Genomic DNA, 21621 nt, shown 5'->3' with positions numbered 1-21621 from the left:
AATTGATCCAGGAGTAAACAATGAGACAACCCTCTTCTTCAGCATCGCGGCGCTTAGCGAGTATCGCGGTCACTGCCACGGCCGCCCTTGTGCTTGCGGGGTGTGGCGCTAGTCAAGGCGCGACAACCCTTGACCCCGAAGCAGATGTCACTCTGACGTGGTGGACTGGCCAAACGGATGATGCCCAAAAGACCCTCGAGGCCCTCGCGGCCGAGTTCGAAGCAGATCACCCCAATGTGACGATCGACGTCTCTCCCGGATCCTCGTCGACTGAGGAACTGCTGCAGAAGCTTTCTGCCGGTTTTGCCGGCAACAGTTACCCCGACATTTCCTACTCATTTGGGGCGTGGGCTAGCCAACTTGAAAGCTCCGGGCGCACTCTTGACATCACCGAACAAGTGGCGGATCCCGACGTCAAGTGGGACGAGTTTTCGGAGTCAGCGCGCCAAACAACGCAGCCAACCGGGGATAAAACAATTGGGTTCCCGGCGATCGTCGATCACCTCTCTCTCATCTATAACAAGACCGTCTTCGATGCCGCTGGCGTTGCCTACCCGACAGACGACTGGTCGTGGGACGACTTCCGTGACGCTGCAGCCCAAATGACAGACCCGGCGACCGACACCTACGGCTACGCCTACTCGGTGTCAGGCTCAGAAGAAACCACTTGGCAGTTCTGGCCACACCTGTGGCAAGAGGGCGGAGACATCCTTGACGATGATGGACTTGCTGCTTTCGATTCCGACGCGGGCGTTCGGGCCCTCACTCTGTTGCGTGACATGGCCATCGACGACAAGAGCATCTACCTCGACCAAACTGACACCAAGTTCGCGCAACTCTTTGCAAGTGACCGCATCGGAATGATGACCTCGGGTCCGTGGCAGCTGTACGACCTCACGGTGGCAGGAACCGACTACGGCGTAGTTCAGCTCCCCGGTCGAGATGGTGATCACCAGACAGTGTCCGGGCCGGATATCTGGGCGTTGTTCGACCATGATGACAAGAACCGTGAGTACTGGACATTCGAATTCACTAACTGGCTGACCTCAGCGGAGCAGGATGAACGCTGGAACGTCGCCCTCGGTAACCTGCCGATTCGTTCGTCAGAGATTGAGTCCGAAGCATTTGCCGAGCAGGTCGCAGCGTACCCCGGTCTCGATGTGATGGCCGCGAACAATGACAACGCGCGTCAAGCTCGCCCGACAATCGCCGGTTACGTCGGATTGTCCGAGTCGATCGGCAACGCCATTTCCGAAGTCCTTCAGGGTAAGGGCGAGCCGAAGACTGCGCTTGAAGAAGCGGCAGCCGAAGCTAACGATTCACTTCAGTAGTCAGCCGGGGTAAGGGAAATCATGACGACGAGATCGTTGCAGAAGCCGCCCATCCGATCGCACGGTGTGCAGCGCGCGCAACGGTCTCGTCGTCGTGTCGGCGACAACCTGAGCGGTTGGCTGTTCGTCGCACCGGCGTCGGTTTTAATACTGGGGCTATCGTTCTTTCCCGCTGTCTGGTCATTCATCCTGTCACTTCAGGACTGGAACGGCTTCAGCGAACCCGAATATGTCGGTGTCGATAATTATTCGGCCCTTCTCACAGACGAGGACTTCGCGGCAGCTGTGATGCACACCGGCGTCTACACAGCACTGTTCGTGCCGATGTCAGTATTGGCCGGCCTCTTCCTTGCGGTAGCGCTCAACCGTAAAATTCGCTTCATCGGGTTGTATCGAACGGCCATTTTCGTTCCGTTCGTCGCCTCAGCGGCAGCGACCGGAATTCTCTCTACCTACCTTTTCAACCCCCAATTTGGTTTGGTCAACAATGTGCTGCGTGTTCTGGGGCTTCCTGCTCAGGGGTGGCTCGAAGACCAGACCCAAGCGATGTTCGTCATCGCGCTCATGTCGCTGTGGGGCCAAGCAGCGTTTACGACTGTGATCTATCTCGCCGCGCTGCAAGACGTATCTGGCGAACTTCTGGAAGCCTCTCGGCTCGATGGAGCCAACCCGTGGCAATCCTTTTGGAACGTGGTGTGGCCCTCGCTGCGTCCCGTCACGATTTTTGTCACCATCTGGCAGACCATCGGGGCGATCCAGCTTTTCGACCTCGTGTACACGACCACGCGAGGCGGCCCGCTGGACGCCACCAAGACGATCGTTTACTACCTCTGGGAGCAAGCGTTCCGCCGTCTCGACTTTGGCTACGGCTCGGCTGTGGCCTACGCCCTCTTCGCCCTCACTCTCGTTATCACCATCGGAGTCGTGTTGTATTCGCGTCGCCGAGGACAGGATGCATTCTGATGACCACAGTTGACTCGCCCCCCTCCGTGAACGTGGCTGAGCAGAAAACCATCACCCCCGTCACTCGTTCTCGAGCCCCGCGCCGACGCCGGATGAGTGGCTGGCATTTTGTGCTCGCGCCAATCGCGCTGCTCTTTCTCTTGCCTTTCATCCAGATGTTTATGGCATCCGTATCTCCGGCCAAGGAGCTGGTGAGCTACCCGCCGCCCTTTATCCCCTCCCGGATCGACTTCACCGGGTTTATCGCGCTCTTTCAGAACACCGACATCATGCTCTGGTTGCTCAACAGCACTATCGTCTCGGTCACGGCGATCGCGTCTCACCTCGTATTTTGTTCATTGGCCGGCTACGGTTTTGCGCGACTGACCTTCCGGGGCAGAAATTTCGGAATCTTCGCCATTCTGGGCACCATCATGATTCCCACCCAACTGCTCATGATCCCTACCTACGTGCTGTTCTCGCGCTTAGGTCTCGTCGACGGGCTTGGAGCCGCCATTGTGCCGTGGCTTGCTACCGCGTTCGGGGTGTTTTTGATGCGCCAGTTCTTCATGTCGCTTCCTCGCGAGCTTGAAGAAGCGGGTCGGATCGATGGCGCTACGCGCTGGCAAATATTCATTCGCATTATTCTTCCCCTCGCTAAGCCGGCGCTCGCGACGCTCGCCATTTTCACTCTGCTCGGATCGTGGAACGACCTGGTGTGGCCGCTCATTGCGATCAACAATGACAACGCATTCACTCTCCAGCTGGGCATTGCCAACTTCCAAGGGACGCGCCGCACCCAGTGGAGTCTGCTGATGGCGGCGAACGTCGTCGCGACGATGCCGCTCATCTTGTTCTTCTTGTTCGCTCAGAAACAGTTCATTCAAACTATGACCATGACAGGATTGCGCGGATGATCGCTCAGTACCCGGTGCTCGTCGTCGGCGACGCCAACGTTGATCTCGTCGTGCGCGGCGATGTCGTGCCACGATTTGGGCAGGTCGAGCAGCTGCTGGAGCACGCCAACCTCGTGCTCGGGGGAAGTGCCTGCATCATGGCGTCCGGCCTCGCGCGGCTCGGGGTGCCCACCGCGGTCGTCGCTGTGATTGGAGACGATGAATTCGGTCGGGTGATGCGCGATGCGCTCGTCGCGGCCAAAGTCGATGTCTCCGCACTGCAGGTCGACCCGCAGGTTCCGACCGGCATCTCGGTGATCCTGTCGACAGCGGATGACCGTGCCATCCTCACTCTTCCCGGAACGGTACCGCTGCTCACGAGTGAACAGGTGCTAGCCGCCGTTGAGTCTTCTCAGGCGCGCTGGGTTCATTTCGCCTCGCCCTTTCTCATGCCGGAATTCACGGCGGGACTCCCCACGTTGTTGGCGAAGTTAAAAGGGCGGGGGATTCGCACCAGTCTTGACACGAATTGGGATCCGGCCAACGAGTGGGCGGGATTGGGCGAAGTGCTTCCCCTGATTGATGTGCTGCTGCCGAACCGGGCCGAACTCGATGCCATCACCGCGGCAGTGGGGGAGATTCCCTGCCGCGTCGTGGTCAAGGATGGCGCTGCTGGCGGTTGGTCGCGCTCACCCGACGGTACGACGGTGCGGGCTCCGGGCATCCACCTCGATGTGGTGGACACTACCGGCGCCGGAGACAGTTTCGATGCTGGCTATCTCGCCGCCGTCGCACACGGCGTAACAGACGAAGCCACCCGCGTTCGCTGGGCTGCAGTCGCGGGCTCGCTGTCAACGAGGGCATCAGGCGGCACTGGGGCGCAAGCAACCCGAGAGCTGCTGACGGAATACCTCGAATGATCACGGTAGTGCTCCTGAGTCCGGCCCTCGACGTCACCTATCTGGTCGATGAGGTGAGGGTCGGAGCAATACATCGCCCGAGCACCGTTCTGCGCTCCGCCGGCGGTAAAGGGCTCAACGTGGCCCGGGCCGCTCGACGCCTGAGAACGGATGCCCATGTCGTGATGCCGGTGGGCGGCCAGACCGGTGCCCTCGTGGCTGAGCTCGCAACGGCCGAAGGTGTGACGGTCAGCACTGTGGCAGTACACGGACTCACTCGCAGTTGCGTGACGGCCATTGACGGGGTAGGGCTCACCGAGTTTTATGAGCCGGCCCCCGTGCTGACGGCCGACGAACAGGAGCGGATCTTTACAACACTCGCCGCGGTGCCAGCGGGGGGCTGGACTGTCCTCTCGGGAAGTATCCCTGCGGGCATCGACACCACGCACCTTCGCGAAGCTCTTGCCCAGCGATCAGCCCGGGGCGACGCTATCGCTATCGACACCCATGGGCCGATGTTGGGAATACTCGCGGATGAACTGCGCCCAGCTCTAGTGAAAGTGAATCGCCACGAGGTCGCCGAACTGCTCGGCCGTGATGACAGCGCTGGGGTTCTCGCCGCCGGATTGCGAGCACGAACGGGCGGTACCGTCATCGTGACCGACGGTGCCGCTGGCTCTTTCGGTATCGACGAGACGGGAATATGGAGGGCTCAACTCGATGCTGCGCCCGGCCTCTTCCCCGTGGGCAGTGGTGACAGCTACCTCGCGGGAGTGCTCGTAGCGTTGACACAGGGCCAGTCGCTGGCGACCGCGCTCGCCGTGGCCTCGGGGGCGGCATCCGCCAATGCTGCTGTTCCGGGAGCGGCCACGTTCGATGCTGAACTCGCCCGTCAGCTCGCTGCCCGCACTGTCGTTACCGCGCTCTAGCATTCGGAGCGCTTGATTCGAGCTGCGTGAACACAGCGGCGGGCTCTTTAGCGTTTAATAGACAGGGCAGTTGTAGCTGGCCAAGTAGCGCCCTGGCCCGATCGGAACGGAAAACGATGACCGCAGTGAAACTTGATGGTGTTGCCACGGCAACCGCGGTGAAGAACGAACTGCGTCTTCGCGTCGACGCACTCAGGGCTCGCGGCATCACGCCTGGCCTTGGCACCCTGTTGGTCGGCGACGACCCCGGATCCCGTTCCTACGTTGCGGGCAAGCACCGCGACTGTGCCGAAGTGGGCATCGAATCTATTCGCGTCGATCTTCCGGCTACCGCATCCTCCGATGAAGTTCGGGAAGCCATCATTGCCCTGAACGAAAACCCTGCCGTCACCGGCTACATCATTCAGTTGCCGCTGCCGGCCGGACTCGACGAGAACGCGATGCTCGAACTCATGGACCCGGCCAAAGACGCCGATGGACTGCACCCCACCAACCTCGGTCGCCTCGTGCTCGGCGTCGGCACGCAGCTCGATTCGCCGCTGCCGTGCACCCCGGCCGGAATCGTCGAAATGCTCGAGCGCTACAACGTTCCGATCTCCGGCAAGCATGTTGTGGTTGTTGGCCGTGGGCTCACCGTCGGGCGGCCCCTTGGGCTAGTGCTCACGCGTAAAGGGCTGGATGCCACAGTCACCCTCACTCACTCGCGTACGACCCAGCTCGAAAACCACGTTCGCCAAGGCGACATCGTGATTGCTGCTGTCGGCTCGGCCGGGCTCATTCGCCCCGAGTGGATCAAGCCGGGCGCCGCAGTGCTCGACGTCGGAATCACCCGCGTCATCAACGAAGAAACAGGCAAGGGCCGACTCGTAGGCGATGTCGACCCCGGCGTTGCCGAAGTGGCCGGATTCCTCTCGCCGATGCCCGGTGGTGTTGGCCCGATGACCCGCGCGATGCTCGTCAAGAACGTCGTCGACGCGGCCGAACGGCTGTAGCGATGACCGAAGAGCGGCCGCCGAGGCCACCGCAGCCGCAACGCGTCACCCCGCGTACCCCGCGCAAGCGTCGCTTTCCGTGGGCCCAAGTGTGGGTCTGGGCTGGCACGGTAGTTGCGATCGCGCTGGCAATCGCCGTAGTGCTAAAAATCAACAGCTAGTGAGCTGGCGAGCTGGCGAGCTAGCGATCGCGCAAGGCACCCTGGGAGGGCGAGAACGCCTCCACGGTGGGTTGCCCCATCGCGTGCTCGGCGAAAGCTCCATCGAGCGCTACCCGCACCCGGGATGATGTGTCGGTGTCAACGAGGGCGACAGCAACTCCGCTGAACGGTCGGCCGAGCATCCGCGCCCCCAAAGCGCCGGCGCTCATTGCCGTCTCTACCGCAAGGTCGATTTCTGTCGTAGAGATGCCGTACTCGTCGCGCAGGCTGGCGTGTGACGCATCGAGCAGAGCGCCAAGAAGGCGCGGAGTTTCGTCGCGAATGGCGAGCGCTGCGTCACGAACCCGCTGATTTTCGGTAATAGTGTGCAGCGTGCGGCGCACTTCGTCATCCGCAATTGCCGTCTCGAGGGCGTCGGCGGTCGGGGCATCCGTATCGATGACAAGCAGTTCGAGCCCGGCAGTCTGCCAGTCAAGAGGGAGCGGCTCGGGGCGGCTCTCGCCCTCTAAGCGCACCAGAGCATGGTCATCGAGGGCGAAGACGCACGCGGCAACATCGGGGTGTTCGGGCAACAGGGCGATGTGATCCCCCAGGCTCCACAGATCGGTCAAAGCCAAAGCTAAGGCGGCTTCGAGCGCCGATGACGAACCCAGCCCGGCGCCGACCGGCACCGTCGTGTCAATGAACACTTCGAACCCACTGAGTTCGTTCTGATTAGCGGATGTCGCCATCACTTCTTGCACAATGTTGAGCGCAATACGGCTCCACCCGGTTGCGCTCGTGGCGGTGGCAAGCTCATCAAGCTCTACCGTGACGAGCTCGTCAACGAGAGCACTAGCAATGCGCACGCTGCGATCGGGGCGGGGGCCAGCGGCAAGAACGGTGCGGCGGTTGATCGCAATCGCGAGTTCGGCATCCGTGTCAGGGCTCTTTGCGGTGCCCAGAAGGGTGAGGCGGCCGGGGGCAGACCAGACGCCGGCAGCAGGGTGACCGAACACGGCCTCGAAGTCGGTGAGTACATCATCGCGAATGTCTGACATGGCTGCTTCTTTCTTCAGTGCTCTGCGCCGGTAAGCTATTGCGGTGAGCGTGCCTACCGGAACCCAGTACATCATTACTCGAGCCACCGAACAGGGCGAGGCTCGGGCAACGATCACCGAGCTCGCTGCTTCATTGCGGGAATTCAGCATTGGTGGCGTTGATCTAGTCGAATCGTACGCCGAATCGGCGATGCCACCCTTTGCCGACGGCATCGTGTTGGTGCCGTGGCCCAACCGCATCGAAGACGGCATCTGGATGCTCGAAGGTGAACCGCAACACCTCGACATCACCGAACGCGATCGCAACAACGCCATCCACGGTTTGCTCGCAACACGGGCTACTCGCTCATCGAACGGACCGAAAGCTCGGTCACGCTCGGCGCGACGGTTTTCCCGCAGCATGGCTACCCGTTTCACCTGCACACCACGGTGCGCTACGAACTCGTCGAGGGCGGCCTGCGCGTCAGCCACACCGCCACCAATCTTTCGGATGCCGCAGCCCCCTACGCGCTCGGAGCGCACCCTTTCTTCAAGATCGGCGACACTCCCATTGCGGAGCTGACTCTCACGATGACCGCCGCCACCCGCTTCGAATCGAATGAGCGCAACATCCCGACCAATGAGGTCGCTGTTTCCGGCACCGGGTTCGATCTCAGTGGTGGTCGCCTCGTCGGAGAGCTCGATCTCGACACGGCGTTCGGCGGTATTGAGGTTGTCGACGGTGTTGCTGCCCGCCTCACCGCGTCAGACGGTCGCGAAATTCGCGTCACTATGGATGACAAGTTCGACTTCGTTCAGCTGTTCACGCCCCGCAACTTTCCGACCCTCACCGGCATCGGTCAGGTTGTCGCCATCGAACCGATGACGGCAGCACCCAACGCGTTCAACACCGGCCGCGGCCTGCTCTGGCTCGAGCCGGGTATCGAATTCTCGGCATCGTGGGGAGTCGAGTTCTCCGCGTGACGACAAGCCCCGATGCCCGTGAGATTCGACGGTGGCGACGCTATCTCGCAGCCGAACGTGCTGAAGCCGCCGTCTATCGTGATCTGGCCTCCCGCCGCACAGGCGAGGAGCGCGAGATCCTTTTGGCTCTCGCCACGGCAGAGAAGCGCCACGAGGATCACTGGCTAACACTGCTCGGCGAGCACGCTGGCCGCCCGTTAGCCACCGACCCCCGCACCCGGCTGCTCGGCTTCCTGGCCCGCCGCTTTGGTTCCGTCTTTGTGCTCGCCCTCGCCCAACGGGCTGAGTCTCGTTCGCCGTATCTGGATGACGCCGACGCGACCGACACGATGGCCGCCGACGAAGCGGTGCATGAGGAAGTGGTGCGCGCCCTCGCTACGCGCGGCCGTCAACGACTCTCGGGAACGTTCCGCGCCGCCGTATTCGGAGCCAACGATGGGCTCGTCTCCAACCTTGCCCTCGTGCTCGGAATGAGCGCAGCAGGCCTGCCCAACGCCGTTGTCTTGCTTTCTGGGGTTGCCGGACTCCTCGCGGGTGCCCTCTCGATGGCTGCCGGCGAATACGTGTCTGTGCGCTCCCAGCTTGAACTTGAGAATGCTGCAGCGCACGGCCCTATCGCGACCGACTCGGTTACTCACCTTGACGTCAACGAAAATGAATTGGCCCTCGTCTACCGCGCTCGCGGAATGAGCAGCGAAGATGCCGAGCTACAAGCCGCCGAAGTGTTGTCGGGGCGCGACGCGCAACCACAGGCCGCCACCATTGCCCATAACCCCATCGGCTCAGCGGTCGGAGCATCCGCCTCAAGTTTCATGTTCTTCGCCTCTGGCGCAGTGATTCCCGTGCTGCCTTACCTGTTTGGTGCTGAAGGCCTCACTGCGGTGTTCATTGCGTCAGCCCTCGTGGGCGTTGCCCTACTGATTACGGGAGCCATCGTGGGTCTGCTCTCTGGTGCCTCACCACTGAAGCGGGCGCTGCGGCAACTCGCCATCGGTTATGGCGCCGCTGCCGCGACTTACCTCCTCGGGCTACTATTCGGGGTAAGCGTCGGCTAGTTCGGTAGCGACGGCAACGGCAAGGAGGCCGTCATGACAACAGCACTGATCGTGGTGGATGTTCAACAAGGCTTCGACGATTCCGAGTATTGGGGCGCCCGCAACAACCCCGCCTGCGAATCCAACATCGGGATGCTGGTTGGCCACTGGCGACGCGAAGGCTGGCCCATCGTCTATGTGCGGCACGATTCCGTAGACCCAGCATCGCCGCTATATCCGAGCGCTGACGGCAATCAATTCAAAGATGTGCTGTCTGGCACTCCGGAGCTATTGGTGTCGAAATCCGTGAACTCGAGCTTTCATGGCAGCCCTGATCTCGATACGTGGCTTCGAGCGTCCGCAATCAATTCGATCGTAATCTGTGGCATCACCACCAACCACTGCTGCGAAACCACGGCACGAGTAGGCGGCAATCTCGGCTACGACGTGAAATTTGTGCTGGATGCCACCCACACCTTCGATCGCGTCGGGCCGTACGGCGAAGAGGTGACCGCCGACGAGCTTTCCCGTATCACCGGCGTGAACTTGCACGGTGAGTTTGCCCACATCGTGTCGACGCGCGACCTATTGGGCTCTGCGCCCGAAGGGTTCATCGTTTAGATCAGGGCCCAGAGGGGCTCTTGGGCTGGGCCCAGAGGGGACCTTGGGCTGGGCCTAGAGTAGCGCCGAGTTTCTCCCGACGGCGAACCAAATTAGGGACCCTATAAATGGCGCGACCAGAATCACGATCAGCCAGAGCAGCTTGGAATTGGTCGGCATTGTGGAATTGAAGACCTGCGTGAGCGCTACCGCGATCAGGGCGACGTAGGCGGCGAACGCGAGAATTCCGATGATCCACCACGGAAAATCAAACATGGGAGCCTCCAATTGCTTGCATCTAGCCTACCGAGCATCGCTCAACGAGCAAGATGGAGATCGGCGTAGGGTTGGCGCAAGCTAGCGCCTGTCTGGGTGTACGAACTCGGCAGCATGTATCGGGGCCCACCTTGCTGTACCCGACCGATTCTCAGTGGGTCAGGGTATTCTCAGAGTAGCTAACGCCTCGCCGATTTTTGGTCGCTGGGCAGCTCATTCACGCTTTAACGACGGGGCCCCCATGATTGACCATGTTTCTTCTCCTGCGGTTGTGAACCGCGATGATGTTGTCTTGCACAACGGGCTCCTGGCGCTTAGTAATGACACTCTCACTCCGCGCGAGGCAGTGCGTGACGACTTGCTCTTCCTGCGCGGTGTGCTCGACGATGCGGGCATCCAATTTCTTCTGGTTCGGGGGGACGGCGAAACTCCTGTGCTGGCGGTCGACGCCAAGGATCGCAAAGCGCTCGGTTTTGCGCTTGTTGCTGCCTGCCAAAACGAGCCCTTCTATGTGAAGCCTGCGCGCATCAAGGAGAACGGCAAGCCGTTTGCTTCGGATGTTCGGGACAGCCCGGTGCTCGTTGCCGATGGTGTTCTGACGTCTGCGATCAAGGCAAAAGCGATGATGCTGTTTCGCCCGCGTGTTGAGCCTGCCGGCCGCCTCCGTTTCGATGCGCCCTTCGGTGTGCGCCTCGAGCTGTGGGAGTACGTGCGCGACGAGGTCGTTGCCCCTAACCCCAATGCGTTGATGCGTCGCTGGGTTCCTCGCACTGAAGCGATAGCTGACACCGTCGAGTTCTATGGCCAGTCGTGGCCAACGTTGCAGGGCATGTTTGAACCACTGGCTAGCGATATCAATTTTGATATCGACATTGTGTTCTCGTGGGTTGATGGTGCTGAACTTGAATGGCAGAAGGCGCGCGCTGCGCGCATGGCCAACTTTATTGTTGGAGAGGGTGACGACTCCGAGGCCCGCTTCCGGCAGTTGGATGAGCTCAAGTACGCATTGCGCTCGGTTCACCTGTTCGCCCCCTGGATTCGCAACATCTACATCGCTACTGACTCGCCCCGCCCGGCATGGCTGGCCGATCATCCGCGGGTCACGTTGATGCGCAGCGAAGACTTCTTCGCAAACCACGATGACCTGCCGACCCACAACTCGCACGCCGTCGAGAGCCAGTTGCACAACATCCCGGGTCTCAGCGAACACTTCTTATACTCCAATGACGACATGTTCTTCGGTCGCTCAGTGAGCCCAGCAGCGTTCTTCACTCCGGGCGGAGTGTCGAAATTTATTGAGGCACGCACCCGCATTGGGTTGGGTGAGAGCAGTATTGAGCGCTCCGGCTTTGAAAATGCGGCCCGCGTGAACCGTCGGCTCTTGCAAGAGAAGTTTGGGGCAACGATCACTCGCCATCTCGAGCACGCGGCGACTCCGCTGCGAGTTTCGGTCATGAGGGAACTCGAACAAGAGTTTCCCGAAGACTTTGCGCGCACCAGCGCGAGTGCATTCCGTCAGGCAACCGACATCTCTGTCACCAATTCGCTGTACCACTACTACGCGCTGCTCAGCGGCAAGGCGATGGTGCAGGCGGATGCCAAGGTCAAGTACGTCGACACAACCTCATTAGAGGGGCTACGCAAAATGCGCTCGCTACTGCGCAAGCGCTCGAGTGATTTCTTCTGCCTCAACGACGGCAGCTTTCCTGAACTCTCGGCAGAAGATCGGGCAGCGGCCGTGCGGTCGTTCCTCGACGAGTACTACCCGATCGCCGCGCCGTGGGAGCTCCCCGAAACTGAGTAGTGCGGCACCAGAAGGCGCGGTGCCAGAGGCTGCAGTGGCCTAGGCGGCGATGGTGCTGACGCTGGCAGCGCTGGCGGTGACGCTGTGGACAACGTCGGCGCTCGCGGCATCCTCGCTCGCAATGATGTGCGGGTTCGTAGCGGCAGCGATCGTGATGCCCTCGGCCGCCAGAATCTCGGCCGTTTCTTCGGGGGTCACATACGCAAGGCTGCCATAGTCGCCGAGCGGAACGACGGAGTGCAGAACGGTTTCGTCATAGACATGCACCAGGTTGAATGACTGGGCGCCATCGCGGCCGCGGGTGCCGCCGACGGGAACGTTGAGGTCTTGTGTGTAGCAGGTCGCAGAGGCCACCGATACGGGAATCCCGGCGAAGGTTGCCGCTGTGGAGTAGTGCAAGTGACCGGCGATGATGCTGCGGATGTCGCTGCCGCGAATTACTGCTGCGAGATCTTTCTGGCCCCGTAGTTCGACGGTCACGGCAAGGTCGAGCACGGCAGGCACTGGCGGGTGGTGCATCGCGAGGATGGTGCCGTGGGGTGCTGGGGTGGCGAGAACATTCTGCAACCACAGCAGTTGGGCATCCGTCACCTGACCGTGGTGGTGACCGATCACGGTGGAATCAAGGGAGATGATGCGCAGCCCATTGATGTCGATCACGCGGTCGATGGGAGCTTCGGAGGCTGGTTCATCGAGCAGGTGTCTGCTGAAACTGGCGCGATTATCGTGGTTTCCCATGACCCAGACGACACGGGCGCCAAGGCGTTCTGCGGCTGGCTCAACGATGGCGCGAAGCTCACGGTAGGCAGCTTCATCGCCCTTGTCGGCAACATCTCCGGTGAAGATAATCGCTTCGGGCCGGGAGCCGGATGCTTCGAGTTCGGCAAACAATTGCCGCAATTTCTCTTCGCTATCGAGCGAGTCGTAGAGTCGCCCTCCTCCCGCCAAAAAATGTGTGTCACTGAGATGCAACACAAAATGGTCGGGCCGTGGATACTGCGACGCGTAGCCGGTCATGGGTCTAGTCCAACACTTCTGTATGGATGCGGGGTGAACATCCTGCGGCAAGTTGCGGTCGGGGCCCCGAGATTCCGCGGGTTTTTGCGAATCTTGTGGCCCGATTTGGGGGCGAAACAGGGGGGAGCGCCCCAAGTGGTCTCGAAGTGGCCCGTTTGGGGGCTGGGAGCGTGCACAGACACGAGTTAGTCTCGTCTTATGCATTTTCGGGGAGTAGCTGGCAAAGGACGCTTGATCCACAGTGTCGAGAGTGCAGATGTTCTCGCGTCGCAGCCAGAAGCTCTCGCCGCCCGCCCCGCTGCGTACTCGGTCATTGCCGAATTGTTCCGGGTGCAGGCCGATGTGGTGCCCCGAACTGCGCTCAGGCAGATCTTTGGTGTTAGCCCCCTGCATGCGGATTCCGAAAGTTGGTTTTCTGGGGCACACGGCGAGCTAAAAGTGGGGGAGTTGCTTTCGCACCTCGGCCCAGAATGGTTGGTACTGCATGCGGTTCCGGTCGGTGCTGGCGAGAGCGATATCGACCACGTAGTCGTGGGCCCCGGTGGAGTGTTCACGGTCAATACCAAGCGTCATCGCAATAAGAAAATCTGGGTTGGCGAACGCATGCTTCTGGTGAACGGGCAAAAGACCGACCACCTGCGCAACTCCCGCCATGAAGCGAAACGTGCCTCCAAGCTGTTGTCGGTCGCGGCGGGTTGCGCTCTCGAAGCTCATCCAGTTATTGCGATTGTCGATGCGGCATCGTTCACCTTCAAGCAACGGCCGAAAGATGTCAGCATCATGGATGCGCGTCGACTGCCTCGCTGGCTCAAAAACCGCCCGCCGGTGCTCTCGGCCAAGACCGTGAGGTGTATCTCTACGGCGGCCGTCACCCCGCGCACCTGGCACCCCTCCGCGGATCTCGCAATCGACCCCACCTACCTCGATCGCTTTCGTGCGCTCAGCAATGAGGTGCGCGCCGCAAGGACAGTGCGGCTGCTCTGGGCTGCAGCCCTGACCGTCGGAATCGCCGTTGCTGCCTTCGTCTATGTCATCCCGGCAGTGACCGCCCTCATTGTCGCGGCCATTAGCGGCGCGAGCTAGTCCCGCCAGCTGTGCTGCGGCACCCAGCCGAGCAGCCGCTCGGCCTTGTCGATCGACGTCAACGACGTGTTGATGCCGAGCTCGCCGCGAATCTCCACAGCGGGGAACAGCTCGGCGACGAGTTCTGCATTCGGCCGTGACATTACGGTATCGGCGGCAAAGATGTTGAAGACGTCATAGCCGGGGCGGGAGGTTTCCAGTGCCAAACGAATGGCGTTGGCGCCGTCGCGGGCATCGATGTAGCCCCACAGATTCCACGACCGCTGCCGTGCATCCGCATCGAAGCTCGGAAACTCGGCATAATCGGCCGGGTCCATCACGTTCGAGAAGCGCAGCGCGGTGATGCTGAGCGACGGGTCCCAGCGCACAAACTTCTGCGCCATCTCCTCCTCAAGATGTTTCACCATGGAGTACGTCGACTCGGGGCGCGTTTCGTACTCCTCGTCGAGGGGAATGTAGGGCGGGGGAGTCTCGAACGGTAGCCCGAGCACAGTCTCGCTCGAGGCATACGCAATGGTCGTGATGCCGAGTCGCTTGCACGCTTGAAACACGTTGAAGGTGGCGTTCATGTTGTTGTGGAACGTGGCGGCATCTGACCAAAGCCCTGGCGCGGGAATGGCGCCGAGGTGGGCTACGGCATCCAAACCTTCGTGACGGTCATTGACGCCGGCGAGAGCATCCACTACCTGGCCATAGTCGGTGAGGTCAACATAGGTGAACTGGGTGCGATCGGGGCCAGCCATATCGAGCACCGTCACCGTGTGACCAGCCGCACGCAAGCCTGCGACGGTCGCCCGCCCGAGCTTGCCGTTTCCACCGGTGACGGCGATACGAAGGGGAGAGGATGTCATGGCTAGCTCCTTTGCTTGGCACGATAGTGAATCGTTCTAGATGACCGGGAGCAATGCTAGCTCTGTGCATGCTGACGCGCCTACGCCGCACCAAAAAACTCGTAGTCGGCAACGAGCTCGGCCAGCAGTGCGGGTGGCAGCTCCGAGAATTGTGCTGCGCCACCGCTGCCGCGCGGAGTGATCCGGCGGATGGTGAGCGCCCCCAGCTCGATCGGAATGCTCACTTCAGGCAGGCTGCTTCCGGAGAACGACAGCACTCCTTCCAACCCGACGGTATCGAACCGCTTCACGTATTCGAAGAAGCTCACGTCGTCGCCGGTCTCGCCGCGATCCCATTCTCGGGCTTTCGCGCGCGACCGCAACCGGAACGATTCGCTTTCGGTGCCGGCGAGGGTGGCTCGTCGCGACTCCGATCCGTTCACGGCAACCGGGGTTGCGCCGAATTGATCAAAGCCAAGCCCGACCGGCGCGGCCATCGCGCGCCACGCAGCAATCGTGGTGGCATCGAGCGTCGTTGAATGCGCAACACTCACCCGCGCATCCGAGGTCACTTCGACACTCTCACCATCGACTGTTCGCACAATTCCGTCAAAATCAGGCCGCACCGTGAGGTCACCGAGGTGCCAGACAAGCCCCGAGAGCAGAACGCCCATGATCGGATGCTCGAGCAGTCGCTCGCGCCACTCAGCGCCGCGCCACTCACGCCGTAAACACATTGCGTCATACAGTCTCCGACGTTGAGTCGTGACGACGGCGGCGAACTCCTTCTTGTTTGCTGCCCACTGGGCTTTCGCCGCGCCCGCGAGCTCGTCGTCCTTTCGCGGCGCCGGAAGCGCTGTGATCACCTCACCCTCGGCGGTGTTAAGGGTCAGGTTGAGGGCTGCGTTACAGTGCGCCACAAAGGAGCGCGGGCCATAGTCGAGCACGAACGATCGTGAGCTATTGAGGCCGGCCGTGGGGATCATCCGGTCGGCAAGTTCGTCGGCGGACCAGCCGTGACGTTGGGCAATGTCATCAACAAGCTCACTGGCCCGTTTTTGGATGCCAGCGGTGCGATACCGCCGCGCCGTTGCGACGAGCAGCTGGGCAGGTTCTGGGTCGTCCGAGAGCGATAAGACGACGAGCAGAGCTTCAATTTGAGCCCGCTTGAGATGCTTGCGCCGCATGAACTGACGAACGATTTCTGCAAGCTCAGCGCCCGGCACCTGGCCGGCGAGCGAGAGAATGCCGCGGTGCGCCGTAGCGGTCGGTGATTTTTGTGACTCTCGCCAACGATGCCAATCGAAATAGTCGATTTCAGCGCTGCCCGCTGCAGGAAGCGCGGGGGTGGACGCTTCTTTAATGACGTCGAAGAACGTGGAAGTCTCGCGGTCGATCTGAGGGTCATTCAGCCTGAGCGAGCGCACGATTCTCGAATAGCGGCTGGCGGCCGTGAAGGCCCGCTCCATGGACTCGGCGTCATCTTTGGTCGCGTCGCGAGCGAGCCACGCGGTGAGAACGAAGCGGCCAAGTTCAGCGGCGCTCGCCGGAGTAAGAGTGCGCACATACAGCGGTAGTAGCCCTGCTCCTGCCGGATCTTTTGTCGTGAAGCCCAGAATCACCCACCAGCGCAGCACGGTGGCCGGAACTTCGGTGCCATCGATAAAGGATGCGGTCGGCAGTTCTGCAAAGGGAAACCACTGCAGCTGTTTGGGCACTGCCTTTGCGAGCCCCTGTGTGGCCTCGGCGGTGAGTACCGCAGGGTCAAGTTTGACGCTGACGTCGCCGCCGAGTTGTTCGAGGGCGGCAACGATCGTTGCTCGAACAGGCGCAGCCTTCTCCCGTTCGAGCTGCTGAGTGAGCGTATCGACAGCCCAAGTGCCACCGAGAGATTCGATCCAGAGCACCGCGGCTGAGCGAGCATCGGCGTTTCCCGCCCGAAGCGATTCTTCGGCAATGCGTTCTGCGAGACCATGCTTGTCGAGCACTCGCTGAGCGGCGGCGCGATTGGACTTGGCTGCACCGATCGCAAGCTCCGTCACGACCGGCAGATAGCGGGCGGCCAACCGGGGTGACGCTTCGAGGATCGGGAGCACATCAGCGCGCAGGTCGTTAGAGCCCCAGTGCTGTTCGATCTCACCGAACTGGATCCCCAGAATCACATCGAACTGGTGAGGATTTTCGGCCATGAAGCCGACGAGCTGCGCGGGCCGCAGGGTAGGACCGGTATCGAGATTGGTCAGAGCCGCCCGAAAGACCGCCTCGTGAGCTTCGCTGGCGGTGTAGCCGACGCGCATCATCATGTCTGCGATAGATCGCGCATCGACTTCGTGATCGCTGGCTCTGGCTCCCCGCCCCCAATGCTCGACGCCTGACTGGCGCACCCAGTTGACGGGCGCGAAGCCCACGATCTGGTGGCTTACCGCGCTCAGCGGGGCGAGCAGTCGCCGTTCAGAAAGATCCCCGCGGCCCGACAAGTAGTCGACAATTTCGGGAAGCGATGCGAGCGTCTCATCTGCCTCGGCAACAAATTTTTCGAACAGCTGAACCGTGCCCGGATAGGGATTACCGGGATACTTCGTGAGGAACTTGTCGCGCTTCTTTATTTCGGACTCAATCTCGCGGCTCTGCTGAGCGCGATACTCGGTGAGCGCCGAACGAATTGATTCAACGGCGTCGCTGTCAAGCGGATGCGCGGTCAGAGACACCATCGCGGGTACTTCGATGTGCTCCGGTGTTCCAGACAATTCGTAAATCGCGAGGCGCTGAATCGCCCGATCAATCTCTTCAGAGCCCTTCGTACTCCGCGCTAGGGCGCGTTCAAGAACTCCGATAGCTGCCGGAATGTCGGGCACGAATTCGATTGCAGAAATAACTTTCTCGCGGTGGGGGGAGCTCGACGATTCGAGGAGCGGTTCGAGAACGGCGAGCTGCTGGGAGGCGGGTAACCCTCGCAGAACGGCGAGCGCCGGCATCCGCACCTTGGCGTAGCCGTGAGTCGCGACAGTGGCTATCAGCTCTGCACGCTGGTGCGCGAGTGGGGGATGGGTGGACGCCAGCCTGATCACCTCGAAGATAGCGCCGTACCGAAAATCCGGCAGCAGCTCGTCGAGAGCGAGAGGGTTGTCAACCAGATACTCGGCCATCCCGGGAATTGCGCCATGTCTCGAGGGCTGATAGTCAATGCTGAAGTCGATGGTGCCGATGAGAGTCGCGATGATGGCTCGAGGGATCTCGCTGTCGCTCAGCGATTCGTATCTCATGAGGGCGGCGATTCGCTCGATGGTGATCGTCGTTAGCGGAATCGAATCGCGGCGCGCTCCGTGATGGAAGCCGAAAGCCAGAAGGGCATCATGCAGCAATGCCCACACCGAACGGGGCATGATCTCTGGCACATAAAACGGTTCGCTCGGCGCCACAGCAAGGAGCCGTCCCCAGCGCACCAAGACCTCGTCGTCAGCTCGATCGATAGCCTCAAGGCTTTCGTAGAAAACGCTGCGTTTCAGTGGCGCCGTACGTGAGAAAGCGGCGCGATCCTTCTCTCGAAGTCGTTGCGGAAAACGCTTGTCAGCACCGACAAAAACGTAGTCGAGGATGTCGTTACGCAGTACGGCATCCAGATCTGCGAGACCGTTTGCGAGCAGCGATCGGGGGTCGGCTGATGTCATCTGGATCCTCACCGGGCACGAACATGGGGTGAGTCGACCTCACCATGACAGGTTACGTGGGCGGCTGACGTGGCGCTGTCCCCACATCGGGGTGCGGTTGAGTGCGACGCGCCCAGCGCCTCGCACCACCGACGGTGAGTGATCTAGCCGCGCGCGGGGAACTCCGTGAGCTCCGACTCCCACGTGGCGACTGCCAGCCGCAGGTCGCTCGGGGAGAGTGTGAGATCCATGAAGAATTCCCGCTCGCTCGTCACGCTCGGCGGCTGTGACTCAAGCCAGAGGAACGTGCGGAGCACGACGGCGGCAGGCGCAAAACTTACGACCCCAAATCCAAAGTTCGGTTCGAGAAAATCCTGCGTAGGCTGCAATTCGCTGTGGCCGCTCAGCTCCATCGGCTCGATAAGCCCGCGAGCAGCACGCGTCAACCACGTGCCCAGGCTGCGTGCCTCATCCACGAGCAAGCAGGGCTCGAGAAAGTTCCACTCCTCGGTGCCCCATCGTGCGCGCCCATCGATCAGGAGCCAGTTCGCGTCGTAGGAATCAACGCGCACATCGTCAAACTCATAAGCCATGGGCTCGATGCTGAGATAGTTCGTTCCCTCGAGATCCCATAACTCCATGCTCAGGAGCCTAATCGCGGCACGCTCCGCACAGCGGAGAAGAATCGCAACAAGCTACCGTGAACGCGAAGAAAAATGTGGGCCCGCCGGGACTCGAACCCGGGACCCGCGGATTAAAAGTCCGATGCTCTACCAACTGAGCTACAGGCCCTACATGTTAAGCGTACCGTGATCTCATGGCAGAAAATTTCCACAAGCCCACGCAGTACTCGACAGATAAGTTTGACACATTTGAGGGCGGTCAAGATCCCGCCCAAATTATGCGCGCAGCCCACGATACAGCCCACGCGCTCGTAGATGGTGCACGCGACACGGATGATCCTGCCGTGCTCGAAAGAATCGTCGCCTATACCGACGAGCATGGCATTGATGCCATCGCCGAGTTGTGGTCGCGATCGAGCGCCGGTAGCCTCCCCGGAGCGCTCTGGCGCATCTATTTGCTGCGGGCCGTTATCCAACAGGATGCTGTGGGTACAAGCCTTCTCTTTCAGCGTGGCATTGAGACCCTCCGCACGATTGATGCTGCCGTCACCGGCGCCATCAACCCCACGGGGCCCGACGAAATCAGAGAGTTGGCTGACCAAATTTTGCGTGGCCTCTTCCGCGGCGACTTTGGGGTCGCCCTCGACAGGGCAGCATCGTTTAGTCGCATCCTCGCCTCGGGGGCAGGAAGCATTGCCGACGACCAAGAGCTACTCGACCCGACACGGGCGAGCGAGCTCACGACTCGTGCCGACCGTTACTCGCGTACCGCAGACGAGTTCGCCACCTGCGCCAAGCTGTATCGGGCGGGCGCACTCGACTAGCGGGGGCCTAGTTCATCTTGGCGAGACGTTTGGCGCGGGCGGCGCCAGACACCTGAACTGTCACCACAATGACTAACGCCAGAATGAACACGGCTGACGCCACGACATTTGCCTCTGCGGGAATACCTCGTGCCGCTGAGACCCAGATGTACTTCGGGAACGTTGACACGTTGCCAGAGTTGAAGTTCGTGATGATGAAGTCGTCGAACGACAACGCGAATGACAACAGTGCTGCCGCGAGAATTCCGGGAAGCAACAGCGGGAACGTGATGCGCATAAAGACTTGAAGCGCTGACCCGTAGAGGTCGCGACCAGCTTCCTCAAGAGCCGGATCCAGGGTTGCGACGCGAGCCTTCACCGCAACGACCACAAAGCTGATGCTGAACATCGTGTGCGCCAGAATAATCGTCGTCATATCTTTGGGCACGCCGACCGACAAGAACTGCGCTGCGAGTCCGGCACCGAGCACAACCTCGGGAGTCGCCATCGGGAGAAAGAGGAACAGGCTCAGCTGCGAGCGGAACTTGAATCGGTAACGCACCATCGCGATGGCGATCATCGTGCCGAGCGTGGTCGCCACTATCGTCGACACCACCGCGATGAAGATGCTGTTGCCGAAGGCCTCACAGACGGCACCATTCTGCACGTTGCAAACATTGAGCCACTTGTCGAAAGTGAAACCACGCCACGTGATGTTCGATTTCAGCGAGTCATTAAAGCTGTAGACGAAGGTGTAGCCGATCGGAATCATCAAGATCAGCAGCGCAAGCGCGGTGTAAACGGGCAGTACCCACTTGCCAATGGAGAGTTTCACAGAAGCTCCTCCGTTCCTGATTTCTTCACATAGATGCTCACGATTACGAGGATTGCTGTCATCAGAATGATGGAGAGAGCTGCTCCCGCCGGATAGTTCTGCAACACCAGAAAGTTCGCCTCGATCACGTTTCCGATCATCTGGGTGCCGGTGCCACCGAGAAACTCGCGACTTGCGTTGATGTAGTCGCCGGCTGCGGGGATGAACGTCAGCAGGGTTCCCGCCACGATGCCGGGCATGGAGAGTGGGATCGTGACCTTACGGAACACGTGAAATTGGCTGGCGTAAAGGTCACTACCCGCTTCGAGGTAACGCACATCGAGCCGCTCGAGCGTCGTATAGAGCGGCAACGTCATGAAGGGGATGAAGTTGTAGGTGAGGCCGAAAATAACGGAGAACGCCGTTCCCGTGACGTGCGCATCTGGAGCAAGCACAGATATCGCTTTGAGCGACGTCACAAGGAATGATTCGTCGGAGAACAACTGCTTCCACGCCAAAGTGCGCAGCAGAAAACTGATGAAAAACGGCGCGATAATCAACACCAGAGCAAGACTCTGCAGCAGCGGCCAACGCCGAGCTTTGACACCAATAAAGTACGCCAGCGGGTAACTGATGATCAGAGCAAAGAATGTTGCGGTAATCGCATAGCCGAACGAACGCATGATGTGCGGCCAATAAGCGGTGACAACGTCAACATAGTTTTCCCAGCGGAACGCGTAACTGAATTCACCAAAGTCGCCAAACTCTGACGGCGCTTTGAGCGAAGTCAGCAAGAGCGATATCAGCGGCGTCAGAAAGAAGAGAACTAGATAGAGGATGCCGGGGAGCAGCAGAAGCAGCGCAACCGGACTCTTCTTGCGTGAAGTATCAGCTGCAGCGGGGGCAGTCGATGACGAGAATGCGGCGAACGCCATCG

Annotated in this window: 22 protein-coding genes and 1 tRNA gene; 13 read left to right on the top strand and 10 right to left on the bottom strand. The window is 60.7% G+C overall.

The genetic code is table 11. The annotated features are described in order from the left end of the window. Window positions 1–20 precede the first annotated feature (20 nt). The 7 genes from ON14_RS05270 (at window position 21) to ON14_RS15805 (ending at window position 6150) form a co-directional block, all read left to right on the top strand. On the top strand, window positions 21–1331 hold the full coding sequence (locus tag ON14_RS05270; protein ID WP_010203660.1) for an ABC transporter substrate-binding protein: 1311 nt from the start codon (window positions 21–23) through the stop codon (window positions 1329–1331). Between the two features lie 21 nt (window positions 1332–1352). Continuing rightward, window positions 1353–2294 (top strand): carbohydrate ABC transporter permease, encoded by a 942-nt coding sequence (locus ON14_RS05265; RefSeq protein ID WP_010203659.1) that lies wholly within the window; start codon window positions 1353–1355, stop codon window positions 2292–2294. Further along, window positions 2294–3190: a carbohydrate ABC transporter permease gene (locus tag ON14_RS05260; protein ID WP_010203658.1), complete on the top strand. Its 897-nt coding sequence runs from the start codon at window positions 2294–2296 to the stop codon at window positions 3188–3190. The genes ON14_RS05265 and ON14_RS05260 overlap by 1 nt, the downstream gene beginning before the upstream one ends. Continuing rightward, window positions 3187–4089, top strand: a complete 903-nt coding sequence (locus tag ON14_RS05255; RefSeq protein WP_010203656.1) for a carbohydrate kinase family protein — start codon at window positions 3187–3189, stop codon at window positions 4087–4089. The genes ON14_RS05260 and ON14_RS05255 overlap by 4 nt, the downstream gene beginning before the upstream one ends. Beyond that, window positions 4086–4997 (top strand): 1-phosphofructokinase family hexose kinase, encoded by a 912-nt coding sequence (locus tag ON14_RS15130; protein WP_010203653.1) that lies wholly within the window; start codon window positions 4086–4088, stop codon window positions 4995–4997. Before ON14_RS05255 ends, ON14_RS15130 begins: the two co-directional genes overlap by 4 nt. A 116-nt stretch (window positions 4998–5113) precedes the next feature. Further along, window positions 5114–5989, top strand: a complete 876-nt coding sequence (locus ON14_RS05245; RefSeq protein ID WP_010203651.1) for a bifunctional methylenetetrahydrofolate dehydrogenase/methenyltetrahydrofolate cyclohydrolase — start codon at window positions 5114–5116, stop codon at window positions 5987–5989. Between the two features lie 2 nt (window positions 5990–5991). Then, on the top strand, window positions 5992–6150 hold the full coding sequence (locus ON14_RS15805; protein ID WP_158000074.1) for a hypothetical protein: 159 nt from the start codon (window positions 5992–5994) through the stop codon (window positions 6148–6150). Window positions 6151–6170: 20 nt separating this feature from the next. Here ON14_RS15805 and ON14_RS05240 read toward each other — a convergent pair whose 3' ends face one another. Continuing rightward, window positions 6171–7190, bottom strand: a complete 1020-nt coding sequence (locus tag ON14_RS05240) for a galactokinase (RefSeq protein WP_026037537.1) — start codon at window positions 7188–7190, stop codon at window positions 6171–6173. Window positions 7191–7353: 163 nt separating this feature from the next. Beyond that, on the bottom strand, window positions 7354–7509 hold the full coding sequence (locus tag ON14_RS16380; RefSeq protein WP_337459752.1) for a hypothetical protein: 156 nt from the start codon (window positions 7507–7509) through the stop codon (window positions 7354–7356). A 29-nt stretch (window positions 7510–7538) separates the two neighbouring features. On the opposite strand from ON14_RS16380, the gene ON14_RS05235 reads away from it, so the two are divergent. The 3 genes from ON14_RS05235 to ON14_RS05225 are packed head-to-tail and all read left to right on the top strand — an operon-like array spanning window position 7539 to window position 9808. After that, window positions 7539–8153, top strand: a complete 615-nt coding sequence (locus ON14_RS05235) for an aldose epimerase family protein (RefSeq protein WP_237719709.1) — start codon at window positions 7539–7541, stop codon at window positions 8151–8153. After that, complete coding sequence (locus ON14_RS05230) at window positions 8150–9208, top strand: VIT1/CCC1 transporter family protein (RefSeq protein WP_010203646.1); 1059 nt, start codon at window positions 8150–8152, stop codon at window positions 9206–9208. Before ON14_RS05235 ends, ON14_RS05230 begins: the two co-directional genes overlap by 4 nt. A 33-nt stretch (window positions 9209–9241) precedes the next feature. Continuing rightward, window positions 9242–9808: a cysteine hydrolase family protein gene (locus ON14_RS05225; protein ID WP_010203644.1), complete on the top strand. Its 567-nt coding sequence runs from the start codon at window positions 9242–9244 to the stop codon at window positions 9806–9808. A 54-nt stretch (window positions 9809–9862) separates the two neighbouring features. On the opposite strand, the gene ON14_RS05220 is transcribed toward ON14_RS05225, so the two are convergent. Further along, complete coding sequence (locus ON14_RS05220; protein ID WP_010203642.1) at window positions 9863–10063, bottom strand: PLDc N-terminal domain-containing protein; 201 nt, start codon at window positions 10061–10063, stop codon at window positions 9863–9865. Window positions 10064–10304: 241 nt separating this feature from the next. Here ON14_RS05220 and ON14_RS05215 point away from each other — a divergent pair, with 241 nt between their 5' ends. Next, complete coding sequence (locus ON14_RS05215) at window positions 10305–11867, top strand: stealth family protein (protein WP_010203641.1); 1563 nt, start codon at window positions 10305–10307, stop codon at window positions 11865–11867. 39 nt (window positions 11868–11906) lie between these two features. On the opposite strand, the gene ON14_RS05210 is transcribed toward ON14_RS05215, so the two are convergent. Next, entirely contained in the window at window positions 11907–12884 is a 978-nt protein-coding gene (locus tag ON14_RS05210) for a phosphodiesterase (protein WP_010203640.1), read from the bottom strand. 198 nt (window positions 12885–13082) lie between these two features. Here ON14_RS05210 and ON14_RS05205 point away from each other — a divergent pair, with 198 nt between their 5' ends. After that, window positions 13083–13967, top strand: coding sequence for a nuclease-related domain-containing protein (locus tag ON14_RS05205; protein ID WP_202800911.1), 885 nt, complete (start codon window positions 13083–13085; stop codon window positions 13965–13967). Here the strand turns inward: ON14_RS05205 and ON14_RS05200 are convergent. The 4 genes from ON14_RS05200 to ON14_RS05185 all read right to left on the bottom strand — a co-directional run bounded on the left by ON14_RS05200 (window position 13964) and on the right by ON14_RS05185 (window position 19236). Further along, window positions 13964–14818, bottom strand: a complete 855-nt coding sequence (locus tag ON14_RS05200) for an NAD-dependent epimerase/dehydratase family protein (protein ID WP_010203633.1) — start codon at window positions 14816–14818, stop codon at window positions 13964–13966. The genes ON14_RS05205 and ON14_RS05200 overlap by 4 nt on opposite strands. A gap of 80 nt (window positions 14819–14898) precedes the next feature. Beyond that, on the bottom strand, window positions 14899–18465 hold the full coding sequence (locus ON14_RS05195; RefSeq protein ID WP_010203631.1) for a DUF4132 domain-containing protein: 3567 nt from the start codon (window positions 18463–18465) through the stop codon (window positions 14899–14901). Between the two features lie 143 nt (window positions 18466–18608). Further along, window positions 18609–19085, bottom strand: a complete 477-nt coding sequence (locus ON14_RS15125) for a WapI family immunity protein (protein ID WP_010203630.1) — start codon at window positions 19083–19085, stop codon at window positions 18609–18611. A 78-nt stretch (window positions 19086–19163) separates the two neighbouring features. Continuing rightward, window positions 19164–19236 (bottom strand) — tRNA-Lys (locus ON14_RS05185). 25 nt (window positions 19237–19261) lie between these two features. Here ON14_RS05185 and ON14_RS05180 point away from each other — a divergent pair. Then, window positions 19262–19891: a hypothetical protein gene (locus ON14_RS05180; RefSeq protein ID WP_010203628.1), complete on the top strand. Its 630-nt coding sequence runs from the start codon at window positions 19262–19264 to the stop codon at window positions 19889–19891. 7 nt (window positions 19892–19898) lie between these two features. On the opposite strand, the gene ON14_RS05175 is transcribed toward ON14_RS05180, so the two are convergent. Then, complete coding sequence (locus ON14_RS05175) at window positions 19899–20705, bottom strand: ABC transporter permease (protein WP_010203626.1); 807 nt, start codon at window positions 20703–20705, stop codon at window positions 19899–19901. After that, a complete protein-coding gene (locus tag ON14_RS05170; protein ID WP_010203625.1) occupies window positions 20702–21619 on the bottom strand; it encodes an ABC transporter permease in 918 nt (305 codons plus the stop codon). The genes ON14_RS05175 and ON14_RS05170 overlap by 4 nt, the downstream gene beginning before the upstream one ends. Window positions 21620–21621 lie beyond the last annotated feature (2 nt).

Source organism: Salinibacterium sp. PAMC 21357, assembly GCF_000247645.1.
In the GTDB taxonomy this organism is placed as follows: Bacteria; Actinomycetota; Actinomycetes; order Actinomycetales; family Microbacteriaceae; genus Rhodoglobus.
Note: the sequence above shows the minus strand (reverse complement) of the source record. Positions and strands in the feature narration are given on the sequence as shown.